This is a genomic window from Rhodopseudomonas sp. (assembly GCF_013377015.1).
In the GTDB taxonomy this organism is placed as follows: domain Bacteria; phylum Pseudomonadota; class Alphaproteobacteria; order Rhizobiales; family Xanthobacteraceae; genus JARJEH01.
This window is the reverse complement of sequence record NZ_JACABA010000003.1, coordinates 474,300-491,646: the sequence shown is the minus strand read 5'-3', so window position 1 is coordinate 491,646 and position 17,347 is coordinate 474,300. Positions and strand designations below refer to the sequence as shown.

Below are 17,347 nucleotides of genomic sequence, written 5' to 3'. Positions count from 1 at the left end.
TCCTCGACGTCGACCGTGTCCTCGAAATCGGAACCGCAAAATTGGCAGCATGACGGGCACGGTGAAACGAAATTCCGCGCGATTGCCGCGAAAAGCCTCGTTGCTCCTAACGCGCCTGCGATCGCCAGGAATTTCTCCAGGAAACAAACCATGACCCCCCTCGATTATGAGTATTTGCAGAAGCTGCTGAAGGAACGGTCGGGGTTGATGTTGTCGGCCGACAAGAAGTACCTGCTCGAGAGCAGGTTACTTCCGCTCGCGCGCAAGGCCGCAGTGCCTGGAATCAGCGAACTCGTGCAGAAGATGAGGGCCGGTTCGGAGGCGCTCATTCACGATGTCGTCGAGGCGATGACCACCAACGAGACCTTCTTCTTTCGCGACAAGACCCCGTTCGATCATTTCAAGGATTCGGTGATCCCCGAACTGATCCAGGCGCGCGCCGGCCGTCGCAGTCTGCGGATCTGGTGCGCGGCGGCGTCCACCGGGCAGGAGCCGTATTCGCTGGCGATGATCTTGAAGGATATGGCGGCGGCGCTGTCGGGTTGGCGTATCGAGATTATCGCGACTGATCTGTCGCCGGAGGTATTGGAAAAATCCAAGGCCGGGCTCTATACGCAGTTTGAAGTTCAGCGCGGCCTGCCGATCCAATCTCTGGTCAAGCACTTCAAGCAGGTCGGCGCGATGTGGCAACTCAATGCCGACACCAAGGCGCTGGTTCAGTTCCGCCAGTTCAACCTGCTGCAAGACTTCACGTCGCTCGGAAAATTCGACGTGATTTTCTGCCGCAACGTCCTGATTTACTTTGATCAGGCCGCCAAGACCGACATTTTCAACCGCCTGATGCGGGTCAATGAGCCGGACGGCTACCTTTTCCTCGGCGCCGCGGAGACCGTGGTCGGTCTCACCGACAGCTATCGGGTGTGTCCGAAGCGCCGCGGCGTCTACCTTCCGAACGCGATCCGCGCGCCCTCGATCGTTCCAGGGGCCGTCGGAGGAATCAAGGCCGTATCCGGCACGGGTCGGTAGAACTGGAATGTGTTATGGCAGCTGAAAATTCCGGGCCGGAACGGGTCACCTTCGGGCGTGGATACAACGTCTGGATCATGGCGATCGACGGTACCTGGCGTCGTAGTTGCGTGCTGAAGGCGATTTCCGCGATCGATGCTGAACTCGGCCTCGAAGGATCGATCGAGGGACTCAACCTGAAAGAGTTCTTTCTGCTGCTGTCCTCCACCGGTCTCGCCTATCGCCGTTGCGAATTGGTGAGGGTCAACGGCTCTGATATCGATGTCCGTTTCCTGAAGGCAAAGAGCAAGAACTCGAAGGCGGCCGGCGCGACCAAGCGGGACGAAAGCATTGATGCCTAATCTATGACGCGGCGGTAACTATCCTCGGCCGGAAGGCGACGAGTCGGGTTCCGGACAACGCTTCGTTCACATCACTCTGTGCAGAGTCGTGCGATCGCAGGATCGTACGCGCCCGGTCGAGGGGCATTTGAAGACGAGAACTCCGATGCTCGCACTCACTGACACTACGCCTGCCTATCGAGTCCTCATCGTCGATGACGATTTGATCCAGGGCGTGATCATCTGCGGTGTTTGCACAAGGATCGGTTACGAGGCGCGCTCCGTGTCGTCGTTCCAGGCGGCCGAACAGTTGATCCCGACGGAGCCGTTTGACTGCATCACCATCGATCTGTCGCTCGGCGATCGGGACGGTATCGGGTTGCTTCGGCTGATCGCCGGACTCGATCCGGTGCCGCGTGTGGTCGTGATCAGCGGCTGCGAGAGCCGGATCCTCAACGCCACCGTGCGGATGGCGCGCGCGGCCGGGATCTTCGACGCGATCTCGCTTCCCAAGCCGATCGACCTTGTTCTGCTGCGCGAAGTGCTGACGGCACGTTGCCAAGACGGCCATTCGCGGCGGCGATCGAACGATCGACAGAGGGTCGACATCACCGCTGAGCACCTTCAACAGGCCTTACAGCGCCGCGAGATCTATCCGGCATTCCAGCCCAAGATCCAGCTGTCGACCGGCAGGGTGGTCGGCTGCGAGGCTTTGGCGCGATGGGACAGCCCCGACTTCGGTTCGGTCGGCCCGGATGTCTTCATTCCGCTCGCCGAACAGGGCGGCTGCATCAAGGCAATGACCTGGCAGATGCTGCGCGATTCGATGGAAATGGCGCGGGCTTACATCGGCGCAGATTCGGATTTCGTGGTGGCAGTCAATCTCTCCGCGACGCTGCTGTCGGACGCCACGATTCCAGAGGAGATCGAGCGGCTGTTGAACGAGACCGGCTTTCCCGCCAAGTCGCTGATGGTTGAAGTAACAGAGACAATCGCAATGGCCGACGTATTCCGGGCGATGGACATTCTGTTGCGGCTGCGGATCAAGGGCGTCGGCGTGTCGATGGATGATTTCGGCACCGGCTATTCATCGATGTCGGCATTGGCAAGGATGCCGTTTTGCGAATTGAAGATCGATCGATCCTTCGTCAAGGACTGCCTGACCGATGCCGACATGTGGAAGGTGGTAGCGTCCTCCGTCGCGATTGCGCACGAATACAACATGAAGGTCGTTGCCGAGGGCATCGAGGACGTCGATACTTGGCAGGCTCTGGACGCCATCGGCTGCGATGTCGGTCAGGGATTCGAATTTTCCCGCGCGCTGCCGTTGGATGCGTTTGCCGCTTGGTATGACGCCTGGCACCTCCGGCTGAACGCGACCTTGGCGGCTCGGGGATAGCGTCCACCGAGGCGCGATGGCGTCAGGTCGAGAACTCGACCATGCGACGGTCAGCGCCGGGCTGGTCGTGCGCTGCCGCAAAGGCGAGCTTGATGCGTCCGACCAGAGCGAGAAAATCCTCGTCGCTTGCGTGCGGCGCGGTTTGCTCCAGTGCTCGCGCCAATTCGGCCAGTTGATCGAGCCCGAAGGTTCCAGCCGCACTCTTCAGGGAATGCGCTTCTCTCTCGATGCGGCGCCGATCCGTGCTGACGTGCAATGAGTCCAGCAGCGTGAGCCGAGCCCTGGTCTCCCTGACGAACACACCGAGGATTTCGAGAGTGGCGGTTTCGCCGATTTCCTGCAGCAGATGGTCGAAGGCCTTGCCGCCGACGAACAGTCGCGACGTTGGCGTTGCTGCTGGGTCCGGCGCGAGCGGCGGGGCCCCAGCGAGATCGTCGATGCGGGGCGCCAACTGATGATCCGGCAGCACGCGCAACAACGCCTCGACCAGGACCTTCTTGCGGACCGGTTTGGCGACATAGTCGTTCATCCCGGCTTCGCGGCAGGCGGTGGCGTCTTCGGCAAAGGCGTTCGCCGTGAACGCGATGATTGGCACGTTCGTCAGGTTGCCGCCATGAGCCCGGATCGCACGGGTGGCTTCCAGCCCATCCATCTCCGGCATTCGCATGTCCATCAAGATGACGTCGTAGCTGAAACGGGTGGCCGCGGTGACCGCCTCGGTTCCATCGCACGCCATGTTGGTCTGGATCGGGAAATCCTGCAGCATCCGCGCGGCGATCAAGCGATTGGTGGGATTGTCGTCGACGATCAGAACGCGGAGCGGGCGCCCGTATGCTTCGATCCGGGTTTTCAGTTCGACATGGACGGCCTGGTCGTCCATGTCCAAGGGCGCCGGTTGTTCGGAGATCGGCAGCGTCAGCGAGAACCGGAATGCAGAGCCGCTTCCGGGAGTCGAGACGACGGCGATCCGGCCGCCCATTTGCTCGATCAGCCGCTTGCAGATCGCAAGCCCCAATCCGGAGCCGCCGAAGCGGCGGCTGATCGAATTGTCCGCCTGGACGAAATCGTTGAACAGCGAATCGATCTTGTCCGCGGCAATGCCGATTCCGGTGTCTGTCACCGTCCATTGAATCGTCGCGCAGGTCTCATCGCGCGAGAGGCACTGTGAGGATATGGTGATTTCGCCTGCCGGGGTGAACTTGATCGCGTTTGAGATCAGATTGATCAGTACCTGTCGAATGCGACCGGCATCCCCCAGCAGCACCGGCGGAACCGCCGTATCGATCTCATTTCGGATCTTGAGATTTTTGGCGGCTGCGCGCGGTCCGATGATGCTGAGCGCGTTGTCTACCAAGGAATGGGACGAGAATGCGATCGATTCGAGTGACAGGCGACCGGCTTCCAGTTTGGAAAAGTCCAGGATATCGTCGAGAATCCCGAGCAGGTTATCACCGGCGTTGTGGATTCCGACGACAGCCTGGCGCTGCTCGGCATCGAGCTGGGTTTCCAGCAGATTGGTGGCGAGGCCCAGGACGGCATTCATCGGAGTGCGAATCTCGTGGCTCATCATGGCGACGAAGGTGGACTTGGCGGCGCTCGCGGCGGCCGCGGCCTCAGCAAAATGGTTCTGTTTGTTCCACCAGCGGGCGATGGCGAAGCTTCCGATCAACACCACCACGGCGCTGATCAGCGACATCGCGATCATCAGCGCCGCCATGTTTTGCCAATTGCGCAGCACGCTTTGCTCGGTTTGCGTGACGGTGACCATGGTCGGATAGTTCGGGAGCATTCGCGCCGAGCGAAGCCGCATCTTCCTGTCTGAGGTTCCGGGCTCGCGGAGGCTGCCGCCAGCGGCGAGCGCCCGCCGGCCAGCGCCCGATGATGCCTTGCCGATGTCTGCGGAGCGCGGGTAGCGCGCCAGCAAGGTGTCGTCATCGCGCACCAACGAAATCGATGTTCCGGTTCCAAGCGTTGTCGCGCCGAAGAAGTTTTCGAAATATTGCAGCGACATCGCGCCCAGCAATAGCCCCATGAAATGGCCATCGGGATCGTTCAGACGTCGGGCCAGATAGATATTCCAGGTGCCAGTGCCGCGGTTGTTCACGGGCGCGCTGACGAATGTCTCCAGATTGGCGTCGCCCTTGAGCGCCTGGAAGTAGTCCCGGTCCGAGACGTCGACGTCGGGAATCGGCCAATAGCGCGAGAAGTTGAGCAGCTTACCCTTGCTGTCGATCATCGTCACGGCATCGATCTGTGGCAGGCCGGTAATTTTTTCCTTCAGCAGGAAGTGAGTTTCCTGATCCGACATCATGGCCTGATAGGACGCGCTGTCGGTGACGCCCCTGCGGGCAAGATAGTCGCCCACACTCGACAGCACGAGGTCGAGCGACTTGAAGGAGCGATCGGCCTCCTCCGCCAGCGTCAGATTATAGCGTGTTAGATTGATCTCCGCCGTTTGCAGTGTGCTCTCGCGAAGGTTGCCTAGGAAGATGAGGTTGGTGCCGATGATGGTGGCGACCAGCGCAAAGCTAGTGAGGCTAAGAACGGCCAGGGATCGCTTCGGGTTGGGATGGGTGCGGGCGGCGCCGTTCAGCAGCGATGGATCTGTCATGAGGGGTTCTCTCAACGGCCGGTAACCGTCACCGAATGGGTGACCGGCATCCATTTGACGATTTCGCTGTTGACCAGATTTGTCAGGGCGCCCGGCGTGCGCCCGTCGGTGCCGGGGATCTCGCTTCCGAGTTCCAGCAATTGCTTGCGCGTTAGCGGATCGTCCAGCGCCTGGCCCAACGCGTCGTTCAATTGAGTGATGATCGTTGGCGGCGTCCGCTTCGGCGCGAACAGCGCGTTCCATGCAGACACTTGGAATGCCTCAAGTCCGGCCTCGGCCGCCGTCGGAACGTCGGGCAGAATTGGGCTTCGTTGCGGACTGGCGATCGCGAACGACTTGATCATACCGGCGCCAATCTGGGGCGCGGCGCTGACGATCTGGTCGCACATGTAATCGATCCGGCCGGCGATGAGCGCTTGCATTGCCGGGCCGGTTCCCTGGAAGGCGACCATCGCCGGATGGGCGTCGATGATCGAGTTGAACAACAGGCAGGTTGCGAACGAGACCGAGCCGAGTCCGGCATGCGCCATGGTGAGGGGAAATGCGTGGTCACGCAAATATGCGATGAATTCCGTGAGATTTTCTGCCGGGAGCTTCTTCCTGACCAGGATCAGCACCGGCATGCCGACGGCCATTCCGATCGGCTCGAAATCATGCGAAGGGCTGTAGCCAACGGTCGGATTCAGCGCCACCGCCGCGCCATGGGTACCCATGTGGCCCATCATGATTGTGTATCCGTCAGGCGTGGAGCGCATTGCGCGGATCGCCGCCGTGGTCCCTCCCGATCCGACCACGTTCTCAATGATGATCTGTTGGCCGAGCGTGGCTGCCATATGCCCGGTGACGATCCGGGCGACGATGTCGGTCGGCCCGCCCGCAGCGAACGGCACGATCACGGTGATCGGGCGCGACGGATACGCGGACTGTCCGAGGCTCGGGGGCGTGGTAAGCGCCAAGCCGAGCAGGCCGAGTGCGGCGATGCCAGCAGGCTGCATGACACGCCGTATCAAATTGATCACGGTGCGCGGGCCGATGCGGCTTGCGGTTCTTGCTCGAATCCGCTTCATGATGGTACTGCGGATTTGGTATAATAAGTGAAGCAATTACAAAGAGGGCGACTGCCCTCGATCGGTTTGAGTTCCGGGGTTCGATTTGGGATCAGATTGCTCACGGAGACATTCTTCCGCTAATCGACAGAGCTTGCTTCGCTCAAATTTCGTATGGCTTCGTCTCCTAATAATAGCGATCTCGGGTGTTGCGTTTAGTTAACACAAGACCTCGTAAAGTTACGCGGCAACCCAGAAAATGATGTATGATCAAGGTTCTGTTAGGAGCATTGGATGACTGAAAATCCGTCGGGACAAGAAATCTTTGTGGTCGATGATGATCCGGCAGTGCGGGAAACGCTGTCGATCGTCCTGTCGGCAGCGGGCTACCAATCGATTTGCTTTGCCGACGGCGAGGCGCTGCTGGCCGTGGCGCGAACCCGCAGCCCGGCCTGTATCCTGCTCGACGTGCATATTCCCGGCCGGTCGGGACTCGACATTCTGCAGGAGTTGCACGCCGAGGACTATCCCGCGCCTATATTCATGATTTCGGGAAAAGGCGATATCGCCATGGCCGTCAATGCCATCAAGAACGGCGCGCTCGACTTCATCGAAAAGCCGTTTCGTGGTAAGGAAATCGTAACCAGGGTTGAGGAGGCCATCTCGGCCTTTGCCCGCCGGCAGTCCGGCGGGATGACGGCGAAGGTGCCCTCGCTCAATTTTCCGGGACGGGAACCGTTAACGTTGCGCGAGCGCGAGGTGCTTGATCTGTTTTCATCGGGAAATACCAACAAGGAAGCAGGGCGACAGCTTGGCATTAGCCCGCGCACCATCGAGTATCACCGCGCCAACATCATGAAGAAGTTGGGCGCGCGGAACGCCACCGATCTGGTTCGGATCGTGATGGCCGCGGCGCCCAAATCCTGAATTTGGAATATCCGTGAATGACAGGAAGGTGAGCCTCGGTCCTACATCGTCCCCGGGAATGCGCCGCCATCGAGCAGGATGTTCTGTCCGGTGATGAAGCCGGCCTTGGCACTGCACAGAAACGCACAGGCCAGTCCGAACTCCTCCGGATCGCCGAACCGACCGGCCGGGTTTTCGCTTCGGCGCTTGTCCAGCAGCTCATCGACAGGCACGCCGGCGGCCTTTGCCTGGGCGGCCGAGACACCACGCAGGCGATCGGTATCGAACGGCCCCGGTAGCAGCGCATTGATGGTGACATTGTGCTTCACCGTCTTGCGCGACAGCCCCGCGACGAAGCCGGTCAACCCGCTGCGTGCGCCGTTGGACAGTCCGAGCACGTCGATCGGCGCCTTCACCGCGGCCGAGGTGATGTTGACGATGCGGCCGAATTGTCGCGCGATCATGCCGTCCACCGTTGCCTTGATCAGTTCGATCGGCGTCAGCATGTTGGCGTCGAGCGCCTTGATCCAGTCGTCGCGGGTCCAGTTGCGGAAATCGCCGGGCGGTGGACCGCCGGCATTGTTGATCAGGATATCGGGATCAGGGCAGGCCTTCAGGGCGGCAGCGCGGCCTTCCGGCGTGGTGATGTCGCCGGCGACCTCGTTGACCTCGATGCCGGGATAGGCCTGACGAATTGCCGCGGCGGTCGACGCAAGCGCCTCGGCGCCGCGCGCGGTGAGCGTGACATGGACGCCTTCCGCCGCGAGCGCCGTCGCGCAGGCCCGACCCAATCCCTTGCTGGACGCGCACACCAGCGCGCGGCGGCCTTTGATTCCAAGATCCACGTTTCACTCCCGATTTATTTCAATGCAGTGCCCATTGAGTGCGAGGCACTGTAGCCAATATCGGTCGGCGTGATAAGCCGACCCGACGCTGGAGAACCGGAATTTGTCCGGCGCCGATTTGCTAGATCCGGTGAGTGCTCTTCAATTGATCGATGTAGGCGGTAACCTCGGGCGGCAAGGATTTGACGCCGGTCTGCCCCGCGCGCGACAGCACCGGGCGTAGCTGCGAGCCGACCAGAAAGGCCGGCTGCCCGCCGGCCGGAATCAACTCGTCGAAAATCAGCACCATCATTACGGCGATCAGAAATACCCGGCCCGCGCCGAGCACCGCCCCCGCCAGCCGGTCTCCCCAACCGATTTCGTGTCCGATGATTTCGTTGACGGCCAGCCGCAACAGCGTTCCAAGTGCCATGCCGCTCATCAGGAAAATTGCAAACAGCATCACGGAATTCTGTACCGAGGGTTGGTCGGCAAAGCTGTCCATCTTCGGGGCAACCATCGACATGATCCAGACAGCGATCGGCATCGCCACCAGATAGCCGAGGATGGTGGCGGCGCTGCGCAGCAGCCCGGCCTGAAACCCCATCACGACGGCGAAACCCAGGCCGAGCGTGACGACGATATCGAAGCTGTTCATCGATTGATGTCCCGCTGTTGTGGGTCTCGCGGTATCGAAGATTCAATTCAAATTGGTTCGAGTTGGCGTCGTGTCGGATGCCCTGTATCAAGGGCGCAGGCGCAACATCAGGAAATTGGGCATGTCCGACATATTCGATGTCAGTAAAGAAACCATTCTGGTCACCGGTGCGTCGCAAGGGCTGGGTCGGCAGTTCGCGCGGGTGCTGGCCGGTCGCGGCGCCGGCGTGGTTCTCGCCGCGCGGCAGATCGAAAAACTGAAGCACCTCGAGCTGGAAATCCTCGGCAATGGCGGCCGCGCCGTCGCGGTGCAAATGGACGTCACTGATCTGGCTTCGACGGCGTCGGCGATCGACCGCGCCGAGGCGCAGCTCGGCCCGCTCAGCGTGCTGATCAACAATGCCGGAATCGCGGTGCAGAAGTTGGCAGTCGATCAGACCGAGGCGGATTGGGACGCGGTGATCAACGCCAACCTCAAGGGCGCCTATTTCCTGGCGACCGAGGTGGCGCGGCGGATGGTGGCGCGGCAGCAGGGCGGAAATATCGTCAACGTCGCCTCGGTGCTCGGCCTCAGCGTGATGAAGTTGCTGTCGCCCTACACGATTTCCAAGGCGGGGATCATCCAGGCGACCAAAGCGATGGCGCTGGAACTGGCGGCGAACGGGATTCGCGTCAACGCGCTGGCGCCGGGCTACATCGACACCGAGATGAACCACGAATTCTGGACGACGCCATCCGGCGAAAAGCTGATCAAGGGAATCCCGCAGCGCAGGGTCGGCGCCGAATCCGATCTCGACGGCGCGATCCTGCTGTTGGCCTCGAACGCGTCGCGCTACATGACCGGCAGCGTGATCACGGTCGACGGCGGTTTTCTGCTGGCGTAATCCCTACTCAGTTCGCCCGCATCTCGGCGCGGATCATGTCGGCAGCCTTCTCGCCGATCATGATGGTCGGCGCGTTGGTATTGCCGCCGATCAGCGTCGGCATCACCGAGGCATCGACGATGCGCAAGCCGCCCACACCGCGGACCTTGAGTTGGGGATCGACCACAGCGAGATCGTCGACGCCCATTTTGCAGGTGCCGACGGGGTGATACACGGTATCGACGCGTTCGCGCAGGATAGCGCGAATGTCGTCGTCGGTGCGGACATTCGCCGTGAACATGTCTTTCTGCTGCAGCGGTTTCAGCGCCGGTGTCTGCATCAGCCGGTGAGTGGTCTTGTAGCCTGCGACCATGGTCTCGAGATCGTCGGGGTCGCCGAGGAAATTTGGATCGATCATCGGCGGCGCCAGCGGGTCGGCGCTATGCAGCCCCACGGTGCCGCGGCTCTTCGGCCGCAACAGGCAGACGTGGCAGGAGAAGCCGGTGCCCCAGTGGCGTTTACGCCCGTGGTCATCGACCATCGCCATGCCGAAATGCAACTGGATATCCGGCACGTCGAGGTCCGGCCGGGTCTTGAGAAAGCCGCCGCATTCGGCAAAATTCGTCGTCAACGGGCCGCGGCCCTCGCTGCGGTAGCGGCCGATCGCCGCCAGCGTGCGGCCGATCCCTTTGAACGAAGTGCCGGTGAACCACGGGCTGTCGGACATATAGGAGAAAATGAAATCCGGATGGTCTTGTAGATTTTGACCGACGCCGGGCAGGTGATGGGTGGGCGCGATGCCGTGCTTGCCGAGCGCCGCGCCGTCGCCGACTCCCGACAGCTGCAACAGTTGTGGCGTCTGGAACGCGCCGGAGGCGACGATGACTTCGCGGCGGGCGCGAAGCTGGCGAAGCTGATCGGCTTGGCGATACTCGACGCCGACCGCGCGGCCGCCTTCAAACAGGATGCGGGTCGCCTGCGCCTGGGTTTCGACCCGCAGGTTCGGGCGTGTCGCCATGAACGGATGGACATAGGCGCGCGCCGCACTCCAGCGTTCGCCGTTCTGCTGGGTGAGCTGATAGAGGCCGAGGCCTTCCTGGTCCTCGCCGTTGAAATCCTCGCGAATCCTGAACTGGGCTTCGCGCGCGGCCTGCAAGAAAGTTTCGTGCACCGGATTGTCGGTGCGCAATTTGTTGACGTGCAGCGGGCCGTCCTGGCCGTGAAATTCGCCGTTGAATTCGGCGTTGTTCTCCGAACGCTTGAAGTACGGCAGCACGTCGGCGTAGGACCAGCCGGAATTGCCGAGCGCGGCCCAGTGGTCGTAATCGCTGCGGTGGCCGCGGATGTAGACCATCGCGTTGATCGCGGACGAGCCGCCGAGGCCCTTGCCGCGCGGCTGATAGCCGATCCGGCCGTTGAGGCCGGGCTGCGGCACTGTTTCGAAATGCCAGTTATTGAGCTTGCTCGGCACCATCAGGGACAGCGCATAGGGCGTCTTCACCACCCAATTGTCGCCGGTGCCACCGGCTTCCAGCAGCGCCACCGAGGTGCCTGCATCTTCCGACAGCCGCCCCGCGACGGCGCAGCCACCCGAGCCGCCGCCGACGACTATGAAATCGAATGTATCCACCATGGTCTGTCCTCCCCGGACGCTTCTTTTTGATCGCACCGACTCGTTGGCCGGGCGTCGTCGATCGATATTGCCGATCCTGACCTAAGACATCAATCTCAGCATCTTTCCAAGCCGTGCGATCTTGCCGCCATAGGGCGGATACAGATCGGCGAAGCGGTTGTAGGGCGAGCGATAGAACACCGGCTTCAGCTTGCTGAAGGTCCGGAAGCCCCATTCGCCATGATAGGCGCCGGTCCCGGAGGCGCCGACGCCGCCCATCGGCTGATTGATTTGGGCGAAATGCACCAGGCAATCGTTGACGGTAACGCCGCCGGAGACGGTGCGCGCCAGCACCTCGTCGCGCGCGGCGTCGTCGGTGCCGAACCAGTACAGCGCCAGCGGCCGGTCGCGGCCATTGATATAGGCGATCGGCTCCGCGGCGTCGTCATAGCCGACGATCGGCAGCAGCGGCCCGAAGATTTCCTCCTGCATGATCTTCATCTCGGAGGTGACGCCGGTCAAAATCGTCGGCGGGAATTTGCGCTGCGATTTCCAGGCGGCATCGTCGGGGGAGGCGGGCTGCACGATGCTGGCGCCATGCGCCTGCGCATCGGCGACGAGGTCTTGCAGCCGCGCATAGTGCCGGTCGGCGATGATCGAAGTGTAGTCCTTGTTGCCGGGATCGGTGCCGTACATTTTCCGCATGGCGTCGCGGACCTTGTCGGCGAACGGCTGCAACGAGGCGGACGGCACCAGGACGTAATCCGGCGCGATGCAGGTCTGGCCGGCATTGAGCAGCTTGGCATAGGCGATCCTTGCCGCCACCTCGTCGAGATCGGCGGAGCGATCGATGATCGCCGGTGACTTGCCGCCGAGTTCGAGCGTGATCGGCGTCAGATTGCGGCCCGCGGCCGCGGCGACCAGGCGGCCGACCCGGGTCGAGCCGGTGAACATCAGATGGTCGAACGGCAGAGCTGCGAACGCCTCGGCGATGTCGTCCTCGATACCGGTCACCAGCATTTCGGTCGGGTCGAACTTGGCGGCGATCACCTCCTGCAGCAGCGCGGCGAATCGCGGCGTCAACTCGCTGGGCTTGATCATCACCCGGTTGCCGGCTGCCAGCGCCGCCACCGCCGGCGCCAAGGTCAGCTGCAGCGGATAATTCCACGGCGCGATGATGCCGACCACGCCGAGCGGCTGCGGCATCAACCGGTTCTTCGCCGGCAGGAATTGCAGCTGGGTCGAAACCCGCTGCGGCGCCATCCAGGCTTTCAGGTGTTTTGAGGAGTGCTTGATCTCGGCCAGCACCGAGAGCGTTTCGGCGATCAGGGTCTCCACCGCGCAGCGATGGCCGAAATCGGCGGAAATCGCCTGCTCGAACCGGCTCTCATTGGCCTGGATCACGGCGCGAAGCCGCGCCAGCCGGTCCAGCCGCTCCGCCAGCGACGCCGGCTGAGCCTGCCGGGAGAGTTCGATCATGCGATGGAAGGCGTCGTGCAGGGCGTTGCGCCCATAGCTGCTCAGCGACTGGTCCATGTGCTTCCCGCCTGTCTTCGGTCAATTTCGGCTGAATTCAACCAATGACGCGATTTTGTCGATGTTTTCGCAGGAGCGAGCGCTTCCGGCAACGGGAGATTGCAACGCCGGGTTCCGGATTGCGATAATATCTTGAAAATCTTGCCGCCAGCCCTTTCCAAAGCGGGTCGGCGTTGGTACACACCCCTCGCACCGTGGGCTTTGGCCCGGGTAGCCTTCTCAGGAAGCCTCCGGAAGGATTGATCGGCGCCCTCGGGCGTTGGGTGGATTCGTTCGGTATCGGGTTCTTGCCAAGGCGTGCAATGGTTTATCGCGGGGTGGAGCAGCCCGGTAGCTCGTCAGGCTCATAACCTGAAGGTCATAGGTTCAAATCCTATCCCCGCAACCAAACTTTCTAAATGATATCAATGAATTAGCCCGCCGCTGGCGGGCTTCTTCATGCGTTGACAGGCAGTTCATTCCAGTGTCGCGTCTTTCAACTGCTGGATCATTCCGCCCGAAGCCGATAGCCGATACCTGTCTCGGTCAGAATGAACCGTGGACGTTCCGGATCTGGCTCGATCTTCTGACGTAGCTGCCTAACATAGACCCGCAGATATTGCGCGTCGGTCAATTCGTCCCACAATTCCCTGAGCAGGAAGCGATGGGTCAGCACCTTGCCGGCATGTTGCACCAGTACGCGCAGCAGGTCGTATTCCTTCGGTGACAGTTTGATCTCCCTGCCACCGACCTGGACGATGCGGCGCACCAGATCGACCGAGAGCTCGCCGGTCCGGAACACCGGGCGCTCGCCCTGGATCTGAAGCTGATGGCGTAGCGCGGCGCGCATTCGCGCCAGCAGTTCCTCCATTCCGAACGGTTTGGTGAGGTAATCATCGGCGCCGAGATCGAGTGCCTGGACCTTGCCGGCCTCATCGCCGCGGCTCGACAGCACCACGATCGGGACCGCGTCGTTGCGCGCCCGGATCATCCGCAACAGGTCGTGGCCCTGGATGTCGGGCAGCCCGAGGTCGAGGATGATCAGCGCCGGCGCCTGCGCCAGCAATTCCAACGCGGTCTTGCCGTTGGTGGCTTCCAGAACTTCGTAGCCCTGGGTGCTGAGCCCCAAGCGCAGTAGCTTGCGGATCGGCGGCTCATCGTCGATCACCAGCACCTTGATCGGGGTGGCGCTCATGCGGCGGTATCCAGCGCCGCGGTGGCCGCAGGCACCGGCAGCCGGATCGTTAGCACCGCGCCGCTGCGGTCGCTGCGGTTGGCCGCCGTGATCGTGCCGTGCATCGCCTCGACAAAGCCGCGTGAGATCGCGAGCCCAAGGCCGGTGCCGGCGCGGACATGGTCACCCTTCTGCGCGCGATAGAATTTGTCGAACACGCTGTCGAGATCGTCGGGCGGAATGCCAGCGCCCTCGTCGATCACCTGCAGTGTGACGCTGCCGTCCTGGCGGTGTGCCTTAATCGCGATCGTGGTGCCCTCCGGTGCGTATTTCGCGGCGTTGTCCAGAAGATTGAACAGCACCTGTTCGAACAAGACGGCATCAAGCTCCAGCATCGGCAGATTCGGTTCGATCTCCAGTTTGATTTGGTCTTGCGCCAAGATTTTGGCGGCGCGTCGCAGCGCGCTGCCGATAATGTCGCCGAGATCGTGCTTGGCGGTATTCGGCACGACCGCGCCAGCCTCAAGCTTGGTCATGTCCAAGAGATTGGCGATGAAGCGGTTGAGACGTTCGGATTCCTCGATGATGGTGGTCAAGAGATCGCTCTTTTCGGCGTCGCTGAGGCCGGACAGATCGCGCATGGCGGAGGCGGCGCCGAGCACCGAAGCGAGCGGCGTCTTCAGATCGTGCGAGATCGAGTTCAGCAGCGCCGAGCGCAGCCGGTCGGATTCCAGGTTGCGCTTGACGCGGTCGATGTCCTCGACCAGTTGCACCCGCTCGATCGCGAGCGCGCCCTGGTCCATCAGCGCGTCGAGCAGCCTGCGCTGGTCCGGCGTGAGCAGCGGCCCGGTGCGGTCGTCGTCGATGCCGATCACGCCGATCGGCCCGCGCCCGGTGCGCATCGGCAGGAACAATCGCTTGGCGCCAGGTAACGTATCGGAGCCGCGCCCGGCGGCGCGGTCGTTGTCCCAGGCCCAGTTCGCCGCGGCGAGGTCGGCCTTGTCCAACTGATCCTCGGGCGGATACCCAGCCTTCACCGTCAGCACACCGTCTTCGGGCAGCAGCAGCACCACCCGCACCTTCAGCATCAGCGCGGTCTGATACGCGGTCGCCCACAGCACGTCGTCGAGCGCTGCGGTTCCCGCGAGCTTGCGGCTGAACGCGTAGAGCGATTCGGTGGTGCGCACCCGCCCGGCCGCGGCCACCGCCTGGGTGCGCACGCGTGCCGCGACATTGGAGACCAGAAGCGCGATCAGCATGAACAGGAAGAATGCCGCGACATTGGTCGGCTCGGCGATCGTGAAGGTATAGACCGGCGGCATGAAGAAGAAATTGTAGCATAGCGATGCCGCCAAGCTCGCCAGCAGCGACGGCCACAGCCCGTAGCGCACTGCGGTGCCGACCACGGCGGTGAGAAATACCAGATCGACGTTTTCGATGCCGAAGAACGGCTCGATCAGTTCTGCGATGCCAAGCCCGATGGCGGCGAACAGCAGCGCCATCAGATAGGGCACCAATTCGAACGGCTCGTGGCGTTCGGCCGGGCGCAGCGTCGTGGTCGGCATCGGCTCGGCGGCGAGCGCGTCGCCGGCGATGACATGAACGCTGATATGACCGGCGCCGCGCACCAGTTCGTGCACGATCGAGCCGCGGATCAATTCGCTCCACCACGACCGCGGCGAGCGGCCGACGATGATCTGGGTGACGTTGTTGCCGCGCGCGAAGCGCAAGACGTCGTCGGCGACGCCGTGGCCGGCGCCGGGGATCGACAGCGCCTCGGCGCCGAGCGATTCCGCGAGCCGTAGGGTGTCGGCGAGCCGGTCGCGCTGCGCCTCGCTGAAGTGCAGGTTGCGGCTGGTCTCGATGTTGATTGCGGTCCAGGGCGCGCGCAGCCGGTCCGCCAGCCGCTTGGTGTAGCGCACCAGGCCGGCGGAGCGCGGCTCGTCGCTGACGCAGACCATGATCCGCTCGCCGACCGCCCACGGCCCGGCGATGGCGTTGGCCTGCATATGGGTCAGCAGTTGCTCGTCCACCCGCTCGGCGGTGCGACGCAAGGCGAGTTCGCGCAGCGCGGTGAGATTGCCCGGCGAGAAATAGTGCTCCAGCGCCCGCTCGGCCTGCTTCGGCACATAGACCTTGCCCTCGCGCAGCCGCTGGATCAGATCGTCCGGGGTGAGATCGACCAGTTCGATGGCGTCGGCGCGGTCGAACACCGAATCCGGCACGGTCTCGCGCACCCGGACATGGGTGATCTGCGCTACCACGTCGTTGAGGCTCTCGATGTGCTGGATGTTGACCGCGGTATAGACGTCGATGCCGTGGGACAGCAATTCCTCGACGTCGAGATAGCGCTTCGGATGGCGGCTGCCGGGAGCGTTGGTGTGGGCGAGTTCGTCGACCAGCGCGAGCTGTGGATGCCGAGCGATCAGCGCGTCGATGTCCATTTCCTCGAGCACATGGTCCTTGTAGTCGAGCCGGCGGCGCGGGATCACTTCAAGGCCGGCCAGCAGCGCCTCGGTCTCGGCCCGGCCATGGGTCTCGACGACGCCGACCACCACGTCGACGCCGGCCATCAGCTTGGCGTGGGCGCTTTGCAGCATCTCATAGGTCTTGCCGACGCCGGGCGCGGCGCCGACGAAGATCTTCAACCGCCCGGCGCGATTGTCCTCGCGCCGGGCGGTTTCCAGCAGCGCTTCCGGCGATGGTCGTTGATCGAGTTCGCGGCGCAAATTTGCCATGAGGCAATATAGTCTCCCGGCCGGCTCAAGCCTAGCGCGGCTCCTTGGAGGAGGCCGAGTCGAGCGCCAGATTGAGCGCCAGCACGTTGACCCGCGGCTCGCCGAGCAGCCCGGCAAGCCGACCTTCGACCCGCGCGGTGACGATCTGCCGGACGCGGTCTTCCGCCAGCCCGCGCGCCTTCGCCACGCGCGGCACCTGGAACAGCGCCGCCTCCGGCGAGATATCGGGATCGAGGCCGCTGGCGGTGGTGGTGACGAGGTCGACCGGCACCGCCGCAGACGGATTCTCCGCCTTCAGTTTGTCGACATCTTCCTTGACCCGGTCGATCAGCGCCTTGCTGGTCGGGCCGAGATTCGATCCGCCGGAGTTGGCGGCGTTGTAGGGCGCCGACACTGTCTTGCTGGCATCCGCGGGGTCCGGCGCCGTGGTTGCCGAGGGGCGGCCGTGGAAATATTTGTCGTCCTTGAATTCCTGGCCGATCAGCGCGGAGCCGATCACGGTGCCGTTGCGTTCGATCAGGCTGCCTTGCGCCTGGCTTGGAAACAGCACGCCAGCCGCGCCGGTGATGGCGAGCGGATAGAGCAGGCCGGTAATTAAAGTCAGCGCGAGCAGGATGACGATGGCGGGGCGAATTTCTCTTAACATGGGGTTCTCC

General features: G+C 62.7%; 14 protein-coding genes and 1 tRNA gene. 6 read left to right on the top strand and 9 right to left on the bottom strand.

Translation table 11 applies throughout. The annotated features are described in order from the left end of the window. Positions 1–150: 150 nt before the first annotated feature. The 3 genes from HXX15_RS17350 (at position 151) to HXX15_RS17340 (ending at position 2,745) form a co-directional block, all read left to right on the top strand. Positions 151–1,026, top strand: coding sequence for a protein-glutamate O-methyltransferase CheR (locus HXX15_RS17350; protein WP_296517593.1), 876 nt, complete (start codon positions 151–153; stop codon positions 1,024–1,026). 14 nt (positions 1,027–1,040) lie between these two features. After that, entirely contained in the window at positions 1,041–1,367 is a 327-nt protein-coding gene (locus tag HXX15_RS17345) for a PilZ domain-containing protein (protein ID WP_296517592.1), read from the top strand. 145 nt (positions 1,368–1,512) lie between these two features. After that, positions 1,513–2,745, top strand: a complete 1,233-nt coding sequence (locus tag HXX15_RS17340) for an EAL domain-containing response regulator (RefSeq protein ID WP_296517591.1) — start codon at positions 1,513–1,515, stop codon at positions 2,743–2,745. 22 nt (positions 2,746–2,767) lie between these two features. Here the strand turns inward: HXX15_RS17340 and HXX15_RS17335 are convergent, their stop codons facing one another. Together HXX15_RS17335 and HXX15_RS17330 are read right to left on the bottom strand one after the other, a co-directional pair. Continuing rightward, the gene (locus HXX15_RS17335; RefSeq protein WP_296517615.1) at positions 2,768–5,356 is read right to left on the bottom strand and encodes a hybrid sensor histidine kinase/response regulator; all 2,589 of its coding nucleotides are present in this window, start codon (positions 5,354–5,356) and stop codon (positions 2,768–2,770) included. Positions 5,357–5,367: 11 nt separating this feature from the next. After that, positions 5,368–6,252: a tripartite tricarboxylate transporter substrate-binding protein gene (locus tag HXX15_RS17330; protein ID WP_366558594.1), complete on the bottom strand. Its 885-nt coding sequence runs from the start codon at positions 6,250–6,252 to the stop codon at positions 5,368–5,370. A 444-nt stretch (positions 6,253–6,696) separates the two neighbouring features. Between HXX15_RS17330 and HXX15_RS17325 the strand changes: the two genes are divergently transcribed. Continuing rightward, positions 6,697–7,329 carry a response regulator gene (locus HXX15_RS17325; protein ID WP_296517589.1) on the top strand — a complete coding sequence of 211 codons (633 nt, stop codon included), beginning with the start codon at positions 6,697–6,699 and terminating at the stop codon, positions 7,327–7,329. A 41-nt stretch (positions 7,330–7,370) separates the two neighbouring features. Here HXX15_RS17325 and HXX15_RS17320 read toward each other — a convergent pair whose 3' ends face one another. Further along, on the bottom strand, positions 7,371–8,153 hold the full coding sequence (locus HXX15_RS17320) for an SDR family oxidoreductase (RefSeq protein ID WP_296517588.1): 783 nt from the start codon (positions 8,151–8,153) through the stop codon (positions 7,371–7,373). Between the two features lie 121 nt (positions 8,154–8,274). Beyond that, entirely contained in the window at positions 8,275–8,790 is a 516-nt protein-coding gene (locus tag HXX15_RS17315) for a CvpA family protein (RefSeq protein WP_296517587.1), read from the bottom strand. Between the two features lie 121 nt (positions 8,791–8,911). Here HXX15_RS17315 and HXX15_RS17310 point away from each other — a divergent pair, with 121 nt between their 5' ends. Continuing rightward, complete coding sequence (locus HXX15_RS17310; protein ID WP_296517586.1) at positions 8,912–9,673, top strand: SDR family NAD(P)-dependent oxidoreductase; 762 nt, start codon at positions 8,912–8,914, stop codon at positions 9,671–9,673. 7 nt (positions 9,674–9,680) lie between these two features. Here HXX15_RS17310 and HXX15_RS17305 read toward each other — a convergent pair whose 3' ends face one another. Further along, positions 9,681–11,285 carry a choline dehydrogenase gene (locus tag HXX15_RS17305; protein ID WP_296517585.1) on the bottom strand — a complete coding sequence of 535 codons (1,605 nt, stop codon included), beginning with the start codon at positions 11,283–11,285 and terminating at the stop codon, positions 9,681–9,683. 81 nt (positions 11,286–11,366) lie between these two features. Beyond that, positions 11,367–12,800, bottom strand: a complete 1,434-nt coding sequence (locus HXX15_RS17300; RefSeq protein WP_296517584.1) for a coniferyl aldehyde dehydrogenase — start codon at positions 12,798–12,800, stop codon at positions 11,367–11,369. 311 nt (positions 12,801–13,111) lie between these two features. Here HXX15_RS17300 and HXX15_RS17295 point away from each other — a divergent pair. Next, positions 13,112–13,188, top strand: a tRNA-Met gene (locus HXX15_RS17295). A gap of 99 nt (positions 13,189–13,287) precedes the next feature. On the opposite strand, the gene HXX15_RS17290 is transcribed toward HXX15_RS17295, so the two are convergent. The 3 genes from HXX15_RS17290 to HXX15_RS17280 are packed head-to-tail and all read right to left on the bottom strand — an operon-like array spanning position 13,288 to position 17,337. Then, entirely contained in the window at positions 13,288–13,974 is a 687-nt protein-coding gene (locus tag HXX15_RS17290; protein ID WP_296517583.1) for a response regulator transcription factor, read from the bottom strand. After that, on the bottom strand, positions 13,971–16,691 hold the full coding sequence (locus HXX15_RS17285) for a sensor histidine kinase KdpD (RefSeq protein WP_296517581.1): 2,721 nt from the start codon (positions 16,689–16,691) through the stop codon (positions 13,971–13,973). The genes HXX15_RS17290 and HXX15_RS17285 overlap by 4 nt, the downstream gene beginning before the upstream one ends. 31 nt (positions 16,692–16,722) lie before the next feature. After that, positions 16,723–17,337 (bottom strand): K(+)-transporting ATPase subunit C, encoded by a 615-nt coding sequence (locus tag HXX15_RS17280; protein WP_296517580.1) that lies wholly within the window; start codon positions 17,335–17,337, stop codon positions 16,723–16,725. Positions 17,338–17,347 lie beyond the last annotated feature (10 nt).

What these genes read in the sequence shown, in the direction of transcription:
- HXX15_RS17350 (WP_296517593.1), top strand. Translation starts at nt 151, where the DNA reads ATGACCCCCCTCGATTATGAGTATTTGCAGAAGCTGCTGAAGGAACGG.
- HXX15_RS17345 (WP_296517592.1), top strand. Translation starts at nt 1,041, where the DNA reads ATGGCAGCTGAAAATTCCGGGCCGGAACGGGTCACCTTCGGGCGTGGA.
- HXX15_RS17340 (WP_296517591.1), top strand. Translation starts at nt 1,513, where the DNA reads ATGCTCGCACTCACTGACACTACGCCTGCCTATCGAGTCCTCATCGTC.
- HXX15_RS17335 (WP_296517615.1), bottom strand. Translation starts at nt 5,356, where the DNA reads ATGACAGATCCATCGCTGCTGAACGGCGCCGCCCGCACCCATCCCAAC.
- HXX15_RS17325 (WP_296517589.1), top strand. Translation starts at nt 6,697, where the DNA reads ATGACTGAAAATCCGTCGGGACAAGAAATCTTTGTGGTCGATGATGAT.
- HXX15_RS17315 (WP_296517587.1), bottom strand. Translation starts at nt 8,790, where the DNA reads ATGAACAGCTTCGATATCGTCGTCACGCTCGGCCTGGGTTTCGCCGTC.
- HXX15_RS17310 (WP_296517586.1), top strand. Translation starts at nt 8,912, where the DNA reads ATGTCCGACATATTCGATGTCAGTAAAGAAACCATTCTGGTCACCGGT.
- HXX15_RS17305 (WP_296517585.1), bottom strand. Translation starts at nt 11,285, where the DNA reads ATGGTGGATACATTCGATTTCATAGTCGTCGGCGGCGGCTCGGGTGGC.
- HXX15_RS17300 (WP_296517584.1), bottom strand. Translation starts at nt 12,800, where the DNA reads ATGGACCAGTCGCTGAGCAGCTATGGGCGCAACGCCCTGCACGACGCC.
- HXX15_RS17290 (WP_296517583.1), bottom strand. Translation starts at nt 13,974, where the DNA reads ATGAGCGCCACCCCGATCAAGGTGCTGGTGATCGACGATGAGCCGCCG.
- HXX15_RS17285 (WP_296517581.1), bottom strand. Translation starts at nt 16,691, where the DNA reads ATGGCAAATTTGCGCCGCGAACTCGATCAACGACCATCGCCGGAAGCG.
- HXX15_RS17280 (WP_296517580.1), bottom strand. Translation starts at nt 17,337, where the DNA reads ATGTTAAGAGAAATTCGCCCCGCCATCGTCATCCTGCTCGCGCTGACT.